The sequence below is a fragment of the Huijunlia imazamoxiresistens genome (assembly GCF_037132455.1).
Taxonomy (GTDB): Bacteria; Bacteroidota; Bacteroidia; order Chitinophagales; family Chitinophagaceae; genus Flavisolibacter; species Flavisolibacter imazamoxiresistens.
The window spans coordinates 1-1,355 of record NZ_JBBBEI010000087.1 but is presented as its reverse complement, the minus strand read 5'-3'; the positions used below and the strand labels follow the sequence as shown (position 1 = coordinate 1,355).

Genomic DNA, 1,355 nt, shown 5'->3' with positions numbered 1-1,355 from the left:
ATTACAATAGTCCGGTAATTTTTTGAAATACAGTAGAGGTTAAAAAATAGTTGGCAGACAACAAAAAAGGCATTAGAAATTTGTATGCTAAACATCATTTCCAATGCCGTTGGAGTCTGCAGTGCAGCTCTAAGCAAAATTAAGAAAGTTAGCCAGCCGGTAACCAAATTTGTTTTGCATATTTTACCGCTGTGGCTGGGCATGAACTGCCGGCTGACCTTTATGAACATGCAGCGCTGGGGCGGGCGCAATGAGAAAAGCTACCGCAGCATGTTCTCCAAAACCTTTGACTGGTTTTCTTTTAATTACGAAGTGGTCAAGGCCTGCTTTGGCAACAGGAAGGTCATAGCTGTGTTCGATCCTTCCTACATTAGTAAAAGCGGGAAGAAAACCTACGGGCTGGCAAAGTTCTACAGCGGTACAGCAGGCAGAGCCCTCAGCGGACTGGAAATAGGCTGCCTGGCCTTTGTAGGAGTCAGCGACCATACGGCCCTGCATGCTCTGGCGGTGCAAAGTCCCACACCGGCAAGCCTGCATAGCAAAGGCAAAACTCTGGTGGATCATTACGTGCGGGTTCTGAGCGACCATGTGGAACAGATCAAAGCCCTTACCCCTTATGTGGTGGTGGACGGCTATTTTATGAAGAAGGACTTTATTAATCCTTTGCTGGAGCTTGGCTTGCAGATCATTACCAAAACCCGCTCGGATGCCAACCTGCGCTATTTGTATAAGGGCAAGCAAAAGGACAGGGGCCGCAAAAGGGTTTGTGATGGCAAGATCGATACCGGCAGAGTGGACGGCAGAAGGCTTCGGTGCATTTGTTCCAATAAGCAAAGGGATGTCTTTGCAGGGGACGTGTACTCGGTGCTGCTTCAGAGAAAGGTGCTGGCTGCTTTTATCTATTACAAGGATCCAAAGACCGGGCAGTACAAAACCACTAAGAAAGGCAAGGTGAAACCCGAGATTGTTATTTCTACTGATACGGCCTTGACGGCCCGGACAATGGAAGCGTATTATGACCTGCGTTTCCAGGTGGAGTTCCTGATCAGGGATTCAAAGAGCTACGCCGGGTTGGATGACTGCCAGGCCAGGGGTAAGGAAAAGCTGCACAATCACTTCAACATCGCCATGACGGCGGTTTCGGTGGCCAAGGCAGCCTATTATTTATCCCTGAACAGGAAAGAAAGGGCCGGTTTTTCCATGGCTGATGTGAAGATGATCCACATGAACGAGCTTATCGCAAACCGCATTTTTTCCATCTTGGATGTTGATCCAAGCAGTGAAAAATACCAACAGGCCTATGAAAACTGCCTTAACTTCGGAAGGCTCAGAGCTTAAAAACTACCGGAGTATTG

General features: G+C 48.1%; 1 protein-coding gene. It reads left to right on the top strand.

The window, feature by feature from the left end; genetic code table 11:
• Positions 1-84: 84 nt before the first annotated feature.
• On the top strand, positions 85-1,338 hold the full coding sequence (locus tag V9K67_RS26970) for a transposase (protein WP_336728228.1): 1,254 nt from the start codon (positions 85-87) through the stop codon (positions 1,336-1,338).
• Positions 1,339-1,355 lie beyond the last annotated feature (17 nt).

Excerpts from the sequence above, each read along its gene's own strand:
- V9K67_RS26970 (WP_336728228.1), top strand. The coding sequence starts at position 85 with ATGCTAAACATCATTTCCAATGCCGTTGGAGTCTGCAGTGCAGCTCTA.